Origin of the sequence: Bradyrhizobium sp. 61 (assembly GCF_023073075.1) — a bacterium.
Classification (GTDB): Bacteria; Pseudomonadota; Alphaproteobacteria; order Rhizobiales; family Xanthobacteraceae; genus Bradyrhizobium; species Bradyrhizobium barranii.
The window spans coordinates 1-13,922 of sequence record NZ_JADPIU010000034.1; the positions used below are offsets into that span (position 1 = coordinate 1).

General features: G+C 65.3%; 12 protein-coding genes. 4 read left to right on the forward strand and 8 right to left on the reverse strand.

What is annotated here, in order from left to right; genetic code table 11:
• Positions 1-178: 178 nt before the first annotated feature.
• Positions 179-2,248, reverse strand: coding sequence for a prolyl oligopeptidase family serine peptidase (locus IVB46_RS10365; RefSeq protein WP_247312891.1), 2,070 nt, complete (start codon positions 2,246-2,248; stop codon positions 179-181).
• A 197-nt stretch (positions 2,249-2,445) separates the two neighbouring features.
• On the opposite strand from IVB46_RS10365, the gene IVB46_RS10370 reads away from it, so the two are divergent.
• Both IVB46_RS10370 and IVB46_RS10375 read left to right on the forward strand, forming a co-directional pair.
• On the forward strand, positions 2,446-3,693 hold the full coding sequence (locus tag IVB46_RS10370) for an MFS transporter (protein ID WP_247312888.1): 1,248 nt from the start codon (positions 2,446-2,448) through the stop codon (positions 3,691-3,693).
• Positions 3,694-3,870: 177 nt separating this feature from the next.
• Positions 3,871-5,106 carry an MFS transporter gene (locus tag IVB46_RS10375; protein WP_247312885.1) on the forward strand — a complete coding sequence of 412 codons (1,236 nt, stop codon included), beginning with the start codon at positions 3,871-3,873 and terminating at the stop codon, positions 5,104-5,106.
• 127 nt (positions 5,107-5,233) lie between these two features.
• Here IVB46_RS10375 and IVB46_RS10380 read toward each other — a convergent pair whose 3' ends face one another.
• Together IVB46_RS10380 and IVB46_RS10385 are read right to left on the reverse strand one after the other, a co-directional pair.
• Positions 5,234-5,728, reverse strand: a complete 495-nt coding sequence (locus tag IVB46_RS10380; protein WP_166347996.1) for a VOC family protein — start codon at positions 5,726-5,728, stop codon at positions 5,234-5,236.
• Between the two features lie 90 nt (positions 5,729-5,818).
• Positions 5,819-6,364 carry a carboxymuconolactone decarboxylase family protein gene (locus tag IVB46_RS10385; RefSeq protein ID WP_247313197.1) on the reverse strand — a complete coding sequence of 182 codons (546 nt, stop codon included), beginning with the start codon at positions 6,362-6,364 and terminating at the stop codon, positions 5,819-5,821.
• Between the two features lie 136 nt (positions 6,365-6,500).
• Here IVB46_RS10385 and IVB46_RS10390 point away from each other — a divergent pair, with 136 nt between their 5' ends.
• Both IVB46_RS10390 and IVB46_RS10395 read left to right on the forward strand, forming a co-directional pair.
• Positions 6,501-7,700, forward strand: coding sequence for an acyl-CoA dehydrogenase family protein (locus IVB46_RS10390; RefSeq protein ID WP_247312883.1), 1,200 nt, complete (start codon positions 6,501-6,503; stop codon positions 7,698-7,700).
• A gap of 186 nt (positions 7,701-7,886) precedes the next feature.
• Positions 7,887-9,026, forward strand: a complete 1,140-nt coding sequence (locus IVB46_RS10395) for an acyl-CoA dehydrogenase family protein (RefSeq protein WP_063979956.1) — start codon at positions 7,887-7,889, stop codon at positions 9,024-9,026.
• 291 nt (positions 9,027-9,317) lie between these two features.
• On the opposite strand, the gene IVB46_RS10400 is transcribed toward IVB46_RS10395, so the two are convergent.
• From IVB46_RS10400 to IVB46_RS10420, 5 genes are all read right to left on the reverse strand, one after another.
• Positions 9,318-10,355, reverse strand: a complete 1,038-nt coding sequence (locus IVB46_RS10400) for an amino acid ABC transporter substrate-binding protein (protein ID WP_063985936.1) — start codon at positions 10,353-10,355, stop codon at positions 9,318-9,320.
• Positions 10,356-10,410: 55 nt separating this feature from the next.
• A complete protein-coding gene (locus IVB46_RS10405) occupies positions 10,411-11,004 on the reverse strand; it encodes a L,D-transpeptidase (RefSeq protein WP_247342699.1) in 594 nt (197 codons plus the stop codon).
• 350 nt (positions 11,005-11,354) lie between these two features.
• A complete protein-coding gene (locus tag IVB46_RS10410; RefSeq protein WP_247312880.1) occupies positions 11,355-12,329 on the reverse strand; it encodes a hypothetical protein in 975 nt (324 codons plus the stop codon).
• 84 nt (positions 12,330-12,413) lie between these two features.
• Positions 12,414-12,977, reverse strand: coding sequence for a thioredoxin family protein (locus IVB46_RS10415; protein ID WP_247312877.1), 564 nt, complete (start codon positions 12,975-12,977; stop codon positions 12,414-12,416).
• A 31-nt stretch (positions 12,978-13,008) separates the two neighbouring features.
• On the reverse strand, positions 13,009-13,707 hold the full coding sequence (locus tag IVB46_RS10420) for a cytochrome c biogenesis CcdA family protein (protein ID WP_085403979.1): 699 nt from the start codon (positions 13,705-13,707) through the stop codon (positions 13,009-13,011).
• Between the last annotated feature and the right edge of the window lie 215 nt (positions 13,708-13,922).

The following is a 13,922-nucleotide window of genomic DNA, read 5'->3' on the forward strand; positions in this document are numbered from 1 at the left end:
GAGCATCTGCACGCCGAGATCGCCGGCGAGGTGGTCGTAGCAGATCCGCGCGCGCAAATCGAGAGAGTCCCCGGGTGGCCCCCTCTCCCTGCCCCTCCCCCGCAAGGGGGGAGGGAATGAGAGAGCAGTGGCCGCCTCACGGTGTGACGCGATCAAAGTCCGCGGGGGGAGAGCGCGACTACGCCTCCCCGTCCTTCCACCCGATCCTGTCCTTCAAGAACCGGAAGCCGATCACCTCGAAGCCGGCGCGCTCCTTGTTGTCCTTGCCGTAGCCGTGGCCGCCCGCTTCCGGCTCGTAGAACCAGGCCTCGTAGCCCATCGCCTGCAGCTTTGCGGCCATCTTGCGCGCGTGGCCGGGATGAACGCGGTCGTCGCGGCGCGTGGTGGCGATCAGGATCGGCGGATAGGACTGGCCGGCTTTCAAATTGTGATAGGCCGAATAGGTCTTCAGCCACTCCCACTCTTCGGGCTTATCAGGGTCGCCATATTCCGCGATCCAGCTCGCGCCCGCGAGCAGCTTTGTGTATCGGCGCATGTCGATCAGCGGGATGGTGCAGAACAGCGCGCCGAAGCGCTCGGGGTAGCGCACCAGCATGTTGGTGATGAGGATGCCGCCGTTGGACCCGCCTTGCGCCGCGATCCGCTTTGGCTTCGTCACGCCGCGTCGCACGAGATCGGCGGCCACGGCCGCGAAATCATCGTGCGAGAGTTTCTTGCCGGCGAGCCGGCCAGCGTCGTGCCAGCGGGTGCCGAACTCGCCGCCGCCACGCAAATTCGCCTGCACGATGGTGCCGCCGCGCTCGAGCCACAGCTTGCCGAGCGAGGGGTTGTAGTACGGCTTCACCGCATGGGCGAAGCCGCCATAGGCGCTCATATAGACCGGCGCATCGCCGGTCTCGCCGGCCGGACCCGTCTGCACATAGGGAATGCGCTCGCCGTCAATCGAGATCGCCTCGTGCTGTGTGACCACGAGGCCGTCGGCGGTGAACGTCTTCGGCGCCTGCTTCAGCACGATCGGGCTTGCGACGCCGCGCCCCAGCAACAGCAGCGACGGCGGCGTCAGCGGATCCTGCACATTGGCGAGCAGGTCGCCATTGCTCTCGGACGGATGGCGATCGAGCGGCCAGATGTCGACGACGCCGATTTGCGGGAGGCCGGGAAGCGTCTCGCGGCTCCAGTCGCCGGCGGATGGTGTGAAGATCTCGAAGCGCGGCTGCAGCTCGTCGAGGATCGACAGCACCAACTTTCCCGCCGCCCAGAACAGACCTTGCAGGGCCTGCCGCGGCCCGGGTTCGAACAGGACGATGAAATCGCGGCTGCCGGCGAGGAATGCCGAGAGCGAGATGCCGAGCACGGTGTCGGTGGCGTAGGTCCGCCCCTCGACCTGCCAGTCCTTGCGCAGCTTCATCGCGAACCAGTCGCCATGCGCCTGCATCCAGATGCCGGTCGGCAGATCGAGCTTCGTCGTCGTGCCAGCCGCATCGCGCAGCCAGATGTCGTGATTGAAGAAGTCGATCTGGTCGACGATCCAGACCCGAGGCGCCGGTCCCGTGTCGTCGGCCATGCCTGACATCGCCATGTGATCGGCCGTGGTCTCGAGGATCGTTTGCGCCTGATCGACAGGCTGGCCGCGCCGCCACACGCGAACGGTCCGCGAATATCCGGAAGCAGTCGCCATGCCCTCGCCATGGGCGCTCGACAGCAGCAGCGTATCGGCATCGATCCAGTCCACGCCGCCCTTGGCTTCCGGCAGCACAAAACCGTCCGCGACGAAGCTTTTCGTGTCGAGGTCGAATTCCCGCAAGGTGACGGCGTCGCTGCCGCCGCGCGACAGGCTCAGAATTGCCCGCGAGCGCCCCGGCATCGTGGCGATCCCGCTCAGCAGCCAGTCCTCGCCTTCGCTCGCCGCGAGCTGGTCGATGTCCAGCATGATCTCCCACGCCGGATGCGGTTTGCGAAATTCCGCCAGCGTGGTTTGCCGCCACAGGCCGCGCGGGTTGGCGGCATCCTTCCAGAGATTGTGTAGATCGCTGCCGCGCCGGCTGACATAGGGGATGTTGTCGGGACGATCGTAGATCGCCGCGAGGACATCGCGGTCGCGCTCGAAGGCTGCGCCCCCGAACGCGGCGAGCGTCAGTTGATTCTGCCGCGCGACGAAATCGAGCGCCTGCTTGCCTTCGATCTCCTCCAGCCAGAGCCAGGGATCGTCGTCGGGAGCGCTGAGCGTGGGCCGGTCGTCGACAGACATGAACGAAACTCCCAAGGATCGCGGCGGATCGGATTTGATCGAGCGCAAGCCGTCAATAGCGCGGGCCGGTATCATCCGCCCGATTGCGTCAGAGGCATGGCCTGCGCCCGTTTGCGCCGGTTGCCCGCCCTCCCACGCCCCTCCATAGTGCCGGGAATCAACAAGGCTCTTGTGAGCCCCTTGGGGCGGAAATGCCGATGTTAGACGTGACTACAGCCCACGAAATCGCTGCCGACGCCCGCGTGCGTGCCAATGTGGTGCGCCTTGCCGCGGCGCAGGCGCTGACCGGCGCCAACTCGGCCGTGATCTTCGCCACCGGCTCGATCGTCGGCGCGACGCTCGCGCCCGACATGTCGTTCGCGACGGTGCCGATCTCGATGTATGTGCTGGGGCTCGCCGCCGGCACGCTGCCGACCGGTGCGATCTCGCGCCGCTTCGGCCGCCGCGCGGCCTTCATCGTCGGCACGGGTCTGGGCACGCTCACCGGTTTGTGCGGCTCGTTCGCGATTTTGCATGCGTCGTTCGCACTGTTTTGCGTCGCGACCTTCCTCGGCGGGCTCTACGGCGCGGTGGCGCAATCCTATCGCTTCGCCGCCGCCGACGGCGCGAGCGCGGCCTACCGGCCGAAAGCTGTGTCCTGGGTGATGGCCGGCGGCGTGTTCGCCGGCGTGCTCGGTCCGCAGCTCGTGCAATGGACCATGGATGTCTGGTCGCCCTACCTGTTCGCCTTCAGCTTCCTGGTGCAGGCCGCCGTCGCGCTGGTCGCGATGGGCATCGTCGCCGGCGTCGACATGCCGAAGCCGGCACCGGCAGATCTGCACGGCGGCCGGCCGCTGCTCGAGATCGTGACCCAGCCGCGCTTCATCGCGGCGGCGCTGTGCGGCGTCATCTCCTATCCCATGATGAATCTGGTGATGACCTCGGCGCCGCTCGCCATGAAGATGTGCGGCCTCAGTGTCAGCGATTCCAATTTCGGCATTCAATGGCACATCGTCGCCATGTACGGGCCGAGCTTCTTCACGGGCGCGCTGATTGCGCGTTTCGGCGCGCCCAAGATCGTCGCCGCGGGCCTGCTGCTGGAGGCCGTGGCCGCCGGCATCGGCCTCTCCGGCCTCACCGCGATGCATTTCTGGGCCACGCTGATCGTGCTCGGTGTCGGCTGGAATTTCTCCTTCATCGGCGCCTCCGCGCTGGTGCTGGAGACGCACCGTCCGCAGGAGCGCAACAAGGTGCAGGCCTTCAACGATTTCCTGGTGTTCGGCATGATGGCGATCGGCTCGTTCTCCTCCGGCCAGCTGCTGGCGAATTACGGCTGGTCCGCGGTGAACATAGTGGTATTCCCGCCGGTGGTGCTCGGCCTTGCCGTGCTCTCGCTGGCGTCCTGGGCCCGCCGCCGCAAGGCGCGGCTGGACGCAGCGATGGGCGAATTCCCGGATGCGATCTGAGTTGGCAGGAGGCTGTCAGCAGCGTTGATAGTTCGATCCAGGTCGAAGTGATTTTCTGAGGTGAGATAATAGATGCTGCGTCATGGCCGGGCTTGTCCCGGCCATCCACGTCTCGGGACGTCGAAGAAAGAACGTGGATGCCCGGGACAAGCCCGGGCATGACGGAGTAGGCGGCAAATGCTCGACAATCCTCAACAGCCCCGAATCGACGAATCCGCGCTCCGCTACGAAGGCTGGCGCATCGTCGCGGTCTGCTTCCTGCTCGCGACCTTCGGCTGGGGGCTCGGTTTCTACGGCCAGAGCGTCTATGTCGCCGAGCTCCAGCGCGCGCGGGGCTGGCCGGCCTCGCTGATCTCCTCGGGCACGACGTTCTTCTATCTGTTCGGTGCGCTGCTCGTCGTCTTCGTTGGCGAGGCCGTCAGAAAATATGGCCCGCGGCTCTGCCTGATCGCCGGCACGCTGGCGATGGCGGCGGCCGCGGTTGCGATCGGCGCGGTGCGCGAGCCCTGGCAGCTCTATCTCGCCGACGCCGTGCTCGCCTTCGGCTGGGCCGGCACGAGTCTCGCCATGATCACCAACACGATCAGCCTGTGGTTCGACCAGAAGCGCGGCATGGCGATCAGCCTTGCGCTGAACGGCGCCAGTTTTGGCGGCATCGTCGGCGTGCCGCTGCTGGTGACCCTGATCGGCCACATCGGCTTCGCCAGCGCGATGTACGCGGCCGCCGGCGCCATGCTGGTGTTGCTGCTGCCGGTGATCCTCCTTCTCGTCGGCCGGCCGCCCGATCTTCACGGCTGGCACGCGACGGCGAAGGCCAGGCCGCAATCGTCGACGGAGATCCGCGCATGGGCGCTGCGCGACGTCGGGTTCCTCACGGTGACGATTGCCTTTGCGCTGGTGCTGTTCGCGCAGGTCGGCTTCATCGTGCACCTGATCTCGTTCCTCGATCCCGTGATTGGCCGCGAGCGCGCAGCCGTGGCGGTCGCGGTGCTGACCGCGATGGCGGTGATCGGCCGGGTGCTGTTCTCGATGGTGATCGACCGCCTCAACCAGCGGCTTGCCGCGGCACTGTCGTTCCTCAGCCAGGCCGCGGCGCTTTGCGTCGTCATCAATCTCCACAACGACTATGTGCTGATCGCGGCCTGCGCGGTGTTCGGCTTCTCGGTCGGCAATCTCATCACGCTGCCCTCGCTGATCGTGCAGCAGGAATTCGAATCCGCCTCGTTCGGCGTGCTGATCAGCCTGAATACGGCGATCAACCAGGTGACCTATGCGTTCGGCCCGGGCGTCGTCGGCTTCCTGCGAGATCTCTCGGGCGGCTATACGCTGCCGTTCTATCTCTGTATCGCGCTGGAGGTGGCGGCTGCGGCGCTGATCATGGTGCGGGGGAAGCCAAAAGCGAAAACGGCATAGAGGCGCGACGGCGCCTCAACACACTCCGTCATTGCGAGCGCAGCGAAGCAATCCAGGCTGCCACTGCGGAAAGATTCTGGATTGATTCGTCGCTTCGCTCCTCGCAATGACGAGGAGAGAGCGGTATTTAAGCCTCGCGCTGCTTCAGCAACGCCTCGACATCCAGCCGCTTCGTGAACATCGCCAGCTTGCCATCCGGCCCGAGCGGCCATTGCTCTTTCGGCTTGTCCCAATACAGCTCCACCCCGTTCTCGTCGGGATCGCGCAGATACAGCGCCTCGCTGACGCCGTGATCGCTGGCGCCGTCGAGCGCAATGCCGGCCGTGAGCACGCGGTGCAGCGCATCCGCCAGCGCCGGCCGCGTCGGATAGAGGATCGCGGTGTGGAAGAGGCCCGTCGTGCCCGGCGGCGGCGGCGAGCCGCCCTTGCTCTCCCAGGTGTTGAGCCCGATGTGGTGATGATAGCCGCCGGCTGAGATGAACGCCGCGCCCGAGCCCATGCGCTGCATCAGCTCGAAGCCGAGCACGCCGCAATAGAAGCCGAGCGCACGATCGAGATCGGCGACCTTGAGGTGAACGTGGCCGATCCTTGTGCCGGCATTGACGGCTGGGCTTTGCGACATGGTGCTGCTCCGTTGACCAACTCCAGATAAGGCCGGCTCCGGGACAGTGCTACCTGCCTATCCCGAAACCCATCGTTTCCGGATACGAAACTATGTGAGCTCCGGCACCTCTCCTTCGGGCAGCTCGAACTCGAACGTGTTCAGCGTCATCGACACCATTGTGTAATAGCCGCACAGCCCGATCACCTCGACCACGCCGCGCTCGCTGAGTGCCCTCACCGCTGCATCGTAGAGGCCCTTCTCGACGCCATGGCCTTCATGCAGCGACTTCGCGACGTCGTAGATCATCTGGCCCTTGGGATCGTCGAAGACAGGCGTGCGGCGATCGCGGATCGCGTCGATGATCTCAGGATCCATGCCGCCCTGGAGCGCCAGGCGCTTATGCGCATACCATTCGTAATGCGCAGTCCAGTGCCGCGCCGTCACCAGGATCGCGATCTCCGAAAGCTTGGCAGGGAATATCGTGTCGTAGCGCAGCACTTCGCCGAGTCGCGTGGCGTGACGGGCCATGTCGGGGCTGTTGAGCCAGGCCATCATCGGCGCCGGCGGCTTGCCGCGCTTGCCGGCAATCGACTCGTCATAGGTCTGTCGCTGGCTCTCGTTCATTTCGCCAGGCGAAAGGAGTTTCAGGCGCATTGTTATTTCCTCTTTGTTTTCAAGCTCGCCGTGGCGGCGACTATAGCCGAATGCAGCGCCACGGAAGTGGTTGAATTCCACGGTGCGATGGCTCAGAGTCGCGCCCAATAAGTCTTTTTGATTGATGGAAACGACCATGAGTGAATCTGAACCCGCCGATCTTGAGAAATTCCGCAGCGAGACGCGCGCCTGGCTGGAAGCCAACTGCCCGCCGGAGATGCGCAAGCCGGTGACCTCGGACAGCGACGTGTTCTGGGGCGGGCGCAATACGAAATTCGCGTCCGAGCCGCAGCGCCTCTGGTTCGAGCGCATGCGCGACAAGGGCTGGACCGTACCTGACTGGCCGAGGGAATATGGCGGCGGTGGCCTCAGCGCTGCCGAGCACAAGGTGCTGCGCGCCGAGATGGCCAGGATGGGCGCGCGTCCGCCGCTGTCGAGCTTCGGCATCTGGATGCTGGGGCCGGCGCTGCTCAAATACGGCAACGAGGCGCAGAAGAAAGAGCACCTGCCTGACATCGCGGCGGGCCTGATCCGCTGGTGTCAGGGCTATTCCGAGCCGAACGCCGGCTCCGATCTCGCCTCGCTCCAGACCCGCGCCGAGAGTGACGGCGATGATTTCGTCATCACGGGCTCGAAGATCTGGACGTCCTATGCCAACTATGCCGACTGGATCTTCTGCCTGGTGCGCACCGATCCCACGGCGAAGAAGCACGACGGCATCAGCTTCATCCTGTTCGACATGGCCTCGAAGGGCGTGACGACCAAGCCGATCCTGCTGATCTCGGGCTATTCGCCGTTCTGCGAAACCTTCTTCGACGGTGTTCGCGTGCCGAAGTCGCAATTGGTCGGCACGGTCAACCGCGGTTGGGACGTCGCAAAATATCTGCTCCAGCATGAGCGCGCGATGATATCAGGCATGGGCGAGCGCGGCGTCGGCCGGCCGCTCGGACAGATCGCGGCGGATTCCGTCGGCACCGATGCACAAGGCAAGCTCGACGATTCCATGCTGCGCGGCCGGATCGCGAGCTTCGACGTCGACGAGGCCGCGCTCGCCGCTTGCGCCGAACGCGCGGTCGATCTCGCCAAGGCCGGCCAGGCGCATCCGGCGTTCTCGTCCGCGATGAAATATTACGGCACCGAGCTCAACAAGCGCCGCCACGAGATCCTGATGTCGGCCGGCGGCGTCAACGCGCTGGAATGGGAGAGCGAGCGCTCCAGGCAGGGCGCCCGCCCGCGCGCCTGGCTGCGCACCAAGGCCAATTCGATCGAGGGCGGCACGACGGAGGTGATGCTCGGCATCGTCGCCAAGCGCATCCTGGATTTGCCGGGGGCGTGAGCACGCTCTCACCACCCGCCCGTCATTCCGGGGCGCGCGACTTGTCCGCCGAAGCTCGAAGAGCGAAGGCGGAAGCGCGAGCCCGGAATCCATACTCCCGATCGTGGTTATGGATTCCGGGCCTGGCCCTACGGGCCATCCCGGAATGACGAACAAAAAGTAGATTTTCGAATCGGAAACACGCACATGGCCCTCGTCCTCACCGAAGAACAATCGATGCTCCGCGACTCAGCGCGCGGGCTGATCAGCGACAAGGCGCCGGTGTCGCACCTGCGATCCCTACGCGACAACAAGGACCCGACCGGCTTCTCCAAGGAGCTGTGGCATTCCTTCGCCGAGATGGGCTTTGCCGGCCTCCTGGTGCCGGAAGAGTTCGGCGGCAGCGGTCTCGGCTTCATGGAAGCCGGTGTGGTGATGGAAGAGATCGGCCGCACCTTGATGCCGTCGCCGTTCCTCGCCACCAGCGTGGTCGCGGCCTCGGCCCTGAATCGCGGCGGCAATGCCGCGCAGAAGTCGGAATTCTTGCCGAAAATTTCCAACGGCTCGCTGCTCGCGACGCTCGCGATCGACGAAGGTGCCAAGCATCGCCCGCTTCAGACCAGCCTCCAGGCGGTGCGCGCCGGTAACGGCTTCAAGCTCTCCGGCGCCAAGGCGCTGGTCGTCGACGGCCACGTCGCGGACCTCTTCATCGTCGCGGCGCGTACCGCTGGCGCCGCCGGCGAGCGTGAAGGGCTGACGCTGTTCCTGGTCAATCCCAAGGCCAAGGGCGTTGCGATCGAGCGCACCATCATGGTCGATGCGCACAACGCGGCACGGATCGAGCTTGCCAATGTCGAGGTCAACGCCGATAGCGTGCTCGGCGAGGTCGATCAGGGTGCAGCGCTGCTCGACGGCGTGCTCGACATCGGCCGCGGCGCGGTCGCCGCCGAAATGGTGGGCTTGAGCGAAGAAGTCTTCAACCGCACCGTCGAGTACCTCAAGAACAGAAAGCAGTTCGGCAAGCTGATCGGCGAATTCCAGGCGCTGCAGCACCGTGCCGCCGAGCTCTATGTCGACATCGAGATCACTCGCGCCGCCACGATGAAGGCGCTCCAGGCACTCGATGCCGACGTCGCCAAGGCCGCATCAAGCGTCGCCGTGGCAAAAGCCCGCGCCGGCACCACCGCCACGCGCGCGGTGCAGGAGGGCGTGCAGATGCATGGCGGCATGGGCATGACCGACCAGTTCGACATCGGCTTCTTCATGAAGCGCGCCAGGGTGTGCGAGGAGCTGTTCGGCGATGCCAATTACCACACCGAGCAGCTGGCAAGGGCGCGCGGGTATTGATCTGAGTTGAGGAGAGGCGCGAAGGGCGCGCCTCACACGCGGTGTCGTCGCCCGGCTTGACCGGGCGACCCAGTACGCCGCGGCCCCTCCGGATACGATTGACGTCTCGGAATACTGGATCGCCCGGTCAAGCCGGGCGATGACAGTTGAGAGGGTGGAGAGCGCCTGCCCCAAGCTCCGTCATGGCCGGGCTAGTCCCGGCCATCCACATTCTTGCGGTGCCTCAAAAACGTAGATGCCCGGGACTAGCCCGGGCATGACGATTGAGAGCGTGGCTGCAACCGAAGTCTATTACCGCATCGGCGGCGCGTACTGCACGCCGCCGGCATTCCATAGCTGGTTCATGCCGCGCGGGATCTTCAGCTTGGACTTCTCGCCGATGTTGCGCTCGTACATCTCGCCGTAATTGCCGACGTTACGGATGATGCGGACGACCCAGTCCTTGGTGAGGCCGAGCTGCTCGCCGTAATTGCCCTCGGTGCCGACCAGGCGCATCACTTCCGGCTTCTTCGACTTCAGCGCCTCGTCGATGTTCTCCGAGCTCACGCCGAGCTCTTCGGCGTTGATCATCGCGTAGAGCGTCCACTTCACGATCATCATCCAGTCGTCGTCGCGCTGGCGCACCACGGGCGCGAGCGGCTCCTTTGAGATCATGTCCGGCAGGATCATATGGTCGCCGGGCTTGGAGAGATTGAGCCGCAGCGCGTAGAGCTGCGAGACGTCGGCGCTCAGCGTGTCGCACTTGCCGGAGTCGTAGGCCTTCACCACGTCATCCAGCTTGTCGAACTTCACCTCTTCATACTTCATGTTGTTGGCACGGAAGTAGTCGGCGACGTTGAGCAGCGTCGTCGTGCCAGCCTGCACGCAGACCTTGCTGCCGGTCAGGTCCAGCGAAGTCTCCTTGTTGCGTGAACGCGGCAGCATGAAGCCGGCGCCGTCGTAATAGGCCACCGCCGGGAAATAGAGGTCGTAGTCGAGCTCGCGCGCCATGCTCCAGGTCGAGTTGCGCGAGAGGATGTCCACCTTGCGGCTCTGCAATTCCTTGAAGCGCTCGCTGGCGTCGAGTGGAACGAACTTGGCCTTGCCGGGATCGTTGAAGATGGCGGCTGCCACCGCGCGACAGAAATCGACGTCGAATCCGGTCCAGTTGCCCTTGTCATCGGGGATCGAGAAGCCCGGCAGGCCCTTGTTGACGCCGCACAGCACCTCGCCGCGGCGAACGGTGCGCTTCAGGGTGCGGGTATCGTAGAACTCATAGATCACCGCCAGGGCGCCGACCAGTACGGCAACGGCGAGCCCGATCAGCAGGCCGCCTCGAAAAGTGCGCATCATGTTGCTCTCTCGAAATAATCGGGAAAAGGACTATTCGCTAAGGCGAGGAAGATCAGATTTCGGGCTTCTGTCGGATGACCACCTTGGTGCCAACCGGGACGCGATCGTAGAGATCGGCGACGTCATGGTTGACGAGACGGAAGCAGCCCGAGGATACCTTGGTGCCGATCGTATCAGGACGGTTGGTGCCGTGGATGCGGTAGACGGTGGTGCCGAGATACATGGCGCGGGCACCGAGTGGATTGCCGGGACCGCCGGCCATGAAGCGCGGCAGATAGGGCTGTCGCTGGATCATCTCCGGCGGCGGCGTCCAGTCCGGCCATTCCTTCTTGTTGGTGATGTTCACCAGCCCCTGCCACTGGAAGCCGTCGCGGCCGACGCCGATGCCGTAACGGATCGCGCGCCCGCCCGGCTGCACCAGGTAGAGGTGGCGCTCGGCGGTCGAGATGATGATGGTGCCCGGCGTTTCGGTGGTGCGGAAGTAGACCACCTGCTTCTGCCATTCCGGCTCGAGCTGGTAGGCGTCGTCGGCGACCAGGCCCGGCTCGTCGCCGCGGTCAGGCTGCTGGGCGGAGGCGTATGAGGTGGTCAGGACCAGTCCCAGCGCCGCGATGAACGCCCCGGTCAGGCGACGATAATCCGTCATTTCAAGCTCTCCCCGCTGCCACAGCGTAAATCATTCGGACCATCTGAACTCAGGGGCAGCTTCGTGGCAAGTTCATGGCGCGCCCGGCTGGTATGTCACGAGAATGCTTTGGTTTTTTGACGAGGCCGGGCAATGCCACAAACAGGGGATGGCGCGAAAAGCAGTGCCGGCGCCATCCTCCGGGCGGCGGGCTGTCAAATCTGCATCCGTCAGGCCCTGGCTTGTCCCGCCTGCGCGGCCGAAGCCGCTTCGGCGAGGCGAAGGCCCGGGCATCCACGTTCTTCGTGCCCTGGGTAAAGACGTGGATGGCCGGGACGAGCTCGGCCATGACGATGTGGACGTAGCGCGCTCTAAATCTTGTTGTTCTCCGGCGCGATCCCGAGACGCCGGACGATTTCGGTCCCCACCGCGCGGGCCTCGATCCGGGACCCGATTCGTGGGCTGCGAAAGCGTCGCCCTGAGCGCAACCGGATCGTGACGATGCAGTGCTCGTCCTCGGATCGGCCGCGGCGGTCGACGGTGATCGTCTTCACGTCGTGCCCCTCGATATGATCGGCGCGCGGCGTGCCGTCGCCCCACAGGCGTTCGACGCGGATATCGCTCTCGCGGATGATCCAGAACGCGCCGGTCACGAGGTTGGCGTATCGGTAAACCGCGAATGCGGCGATCGCGCCGAGCGGCAGCAGCAGGATGTCGACATGGCTGGGCGGCCATCCACGCCAGAGCTTGTAGGCGTAGGGAACGGCGGACAAGGCGACGGCGATCAGCGCGACGATCCTTATGTCCCGGGCGGAAAACGCCTCGAGCGGCTCGCCGAGACGCATCTCGGGATTGCTGGCATCGAGCGGATTGACGGGTGACTCGACGTCGGGGACATCGAACTGCGCGGCGATCCGCGCCACGGTATCGCGTACATGCGTGACGTCGGAGATCGGCGGGGACGTCAGGCGCTCCCCCGAGGCCAGCGTGAAGGCCAGCTGGAAACGGGCCTTCGCCCGCTTGCTGCCGGGAACCTGTAATCCCCTGATGTCGTCCTTCGCGACGATCCTGGTCCGGAGTTTTCCGAACGGCCGCTGTTGCCCGATCAGGATCTCGTTCGGCGTGATGATCCACACCACCGCAGGCGCCAGCATGATGCCGACCACGAACGCAGTTCCCACGAGGAGCGCGGCCACCGAGACGATCACCTCCAAAGTGTCGTGCGTGAACAGGCCCGGCGTGAAGCACAGCGCCACTGCGGCCGCAAAGCCGGACATGACCAGCCGCTGCGCGATCGAGGCGCCTTCGCGAAGGCGAATGTCGGGGCTGGTGGTCGCGTCGTCCATTGCGGGCGCTGATTCCGTCGCTCGGGAAACTCCACGGACGGGTCCGTGGAGTCAAGCAACAACGGCGGCAGCGGCGAGCCGGCCTCAGCTGCTGGCGTTCAGCAGCTTTGCCACGGTGCGGTCGATCTCGTCGTAGCGGCCCTCGCCCTCGTGCTGGAACACGATCTTGCCGTTCTGGTCGATGATGTATTGCGCCGGCCAATACTGGTTCTGGTAGGCGTTCCAGGTCTTGGAATCATTGTCCTGCGCCACCGGATAGGTGATGCCGTGGCGCTTGAGCGCGGCCTGCACATTGGCGGCGGAGCGCTCGAACGGGAATTCCGGCGTGTGCACGCCGACCACGACGAGGCCCTTGTCCTTGTACTTGGCATAGAGGTCGGTGACGTGCGGCAGCGTGTTGACGCAGTTGACGCAGCCATAGGTCCAGAAGTCGACCAGCACGACCTTGCCGCGGAGGTCGGCGATGCTGAGCGGTTTCGAGTTGAACCAGGTGTTGATGCCGGTGAAGTCGGGCGCAGCCTGCTGGCTTACGGCAGCGGTGACGACAGGGGTGGCGCGCGCGGCCTCGTCGCAGATGCCGGGGATGACGGCGCCTGTCACGGCCATGCCGATCAGTGCGGCGGAGACGGCGAGCAGTTTGAAAGTCATGGAAGCGTCCTCCGGTGAAGATGAGGGATGATCACAGGCCGATCTGGCCGGTGGGATAGAATCCGGTGAGCCACGCCACGATCAGCGTGTCGTATTGGAAATAGGCCGCGACCGCGAAGGCGATCACGACGACACCAAAGCCCTGCTGCAGCCGCGGCGAGATCCGCGCGAGGCTGCGTACCCGCGTGGTCGCAGCCTGTCCGCCATAGGCGATCGCGAGCATCGGGATCGCTGCGCCGATGGCATAGGCAATCAACAGCACGCCGGCCCAGCTGGCGTTCTTCGACGTCGCGACCAGCGTCAGGATCGAGCCGAGCACGGGACCGGCGCAGGGCGTCCAGACCAGGCCGAGTGTGGTGCCGAGCACAAGGCCGCCAAGCGCGCCCTCGCGCTGCACGGCGCCGGAATTGCCGAGATCGAGCCAGCCGTTGAGCCGGATCGAGAGCCATTCGAACGGCGCCGGCCACAGCATCAACAGGCCGAAGCCGAGCAGCAGGATCGACGCGGCCTCGCGCAGCACGTTCGGATCGAAGTCGAACAGCCGCGTGATCGCACCCAACAGCAGCGCGGTCGCCGAGAACGATACGACGAAGCCGAGCGCGATCATCGCGGGCCGCAAGTGCCCAGCCCGCCCGATCGAAGCACCGAGCAGGATCGGCAGCATCGGCAGCGTGCAGGGCGCGGCGATGGTCAGGATGCCGGCAAGAACGGCGAAGACAAGTTCGAGCATCGGGCACTCGTGAAGGAGGTCACGAGGGCAGTTCGGGATGGCTGCGCGCGTTGTTACGTGGCGTCACACCTTCGTGAGGGGGCGGGTGTCTGGTGTGGGGCGCACCGGGCGGCATTGCGAGGCAGTCCTGCCGGCCGCAGCGACGGTGCGCTCCCTCCCCCCTTGCGGGGGAGGGCGGGGGAGAGGGGTAGCCCCGGGAAAGGTCTATCGAGCCC

Coding starts and splice junctions, on each gene's coding strand:
- IVB46_RS10365 (WP_247312891.1), bottom strand. CDS start 2,248: ATGTCTGTCGACGACCGGCCCACGCTCAGCGCTCCCGACGACGATCCC.
- IVB46_RS10370 (WP_247312888.1), top strand. CDS start 2,446: ATGTTAGACGTGACTACAGCCCACGAAATCGCTGCCGACGCCCGCGTG.
- IVB46_RS10375 (WP_247312885.1), top strand. CDS start 3,871: ATGCTCGACAATCCTCAACAGCCCCGAATCGACGAATCCGCGCTCCGC.
- IVB46_RS10380 (WP_166347996.1), bottom strand. CDS start 5,728: ATGTCGCAAAGCCCAGCCGTCAATGCCGGCACAAGGATCGGCCACGTT.
- IVB46_RS10385 (WP_247313197.1), bottom strand. CDS start 6,364: ATGCGCCTGAAACTCCTTTCGCCTGGCGAAATGAACGAGAGCCAGCGA.
- IVB46_RS10390 (WP_247312883.1), top strand. CDS start 6,501: ATGAGTGAATCTGAACCCGCCGATCTTGAGAAATTCCGCAGCGAGACG.
- IVB46_RS10395 (WP_063979956.1), top strand. CDS start 7,887: ATGGCCCTCGTCCTCACCGAAGAACAATCGATGCTCCGCGACTCAGCG.
- IVB46_RS10400 (WP_063985936.1), bottom strand. CDS start 10,355: ATGCGCACTTTTCGAGGCGGCCTGCTGATCGGGCTCGCCGTTGCCGTA.
- IVB46_RS10405 (WP_247342699.1), bottom strand. CDS start 11,004: ATGACGGATTATCGTCGCCTGACCGGGGCGTTCATCGCGGCGCTGGGA.
- IVB46_RS10410 (WP_247312880.1), bottom strand. CDS start 12,329: ATGGACGACGCGACCACCAGCCCCGACATTCGCCTTCGCGAAGGCGCC.
- IVB46_RS10415 (WP_247312877.1), bottom strand. CDS start 12,977: ATGACTTTCAAACTGCTCGCCGTCTCCGCCGCACTGATCGGCATGGCC.
- IVB46_RS10420 (WP_085403979.1), bottom strand. CDS start 13,707: ATGCTCGAACTTGTCTTCGCCGTTCTTGCCGGCATCCTGACCATCGCC.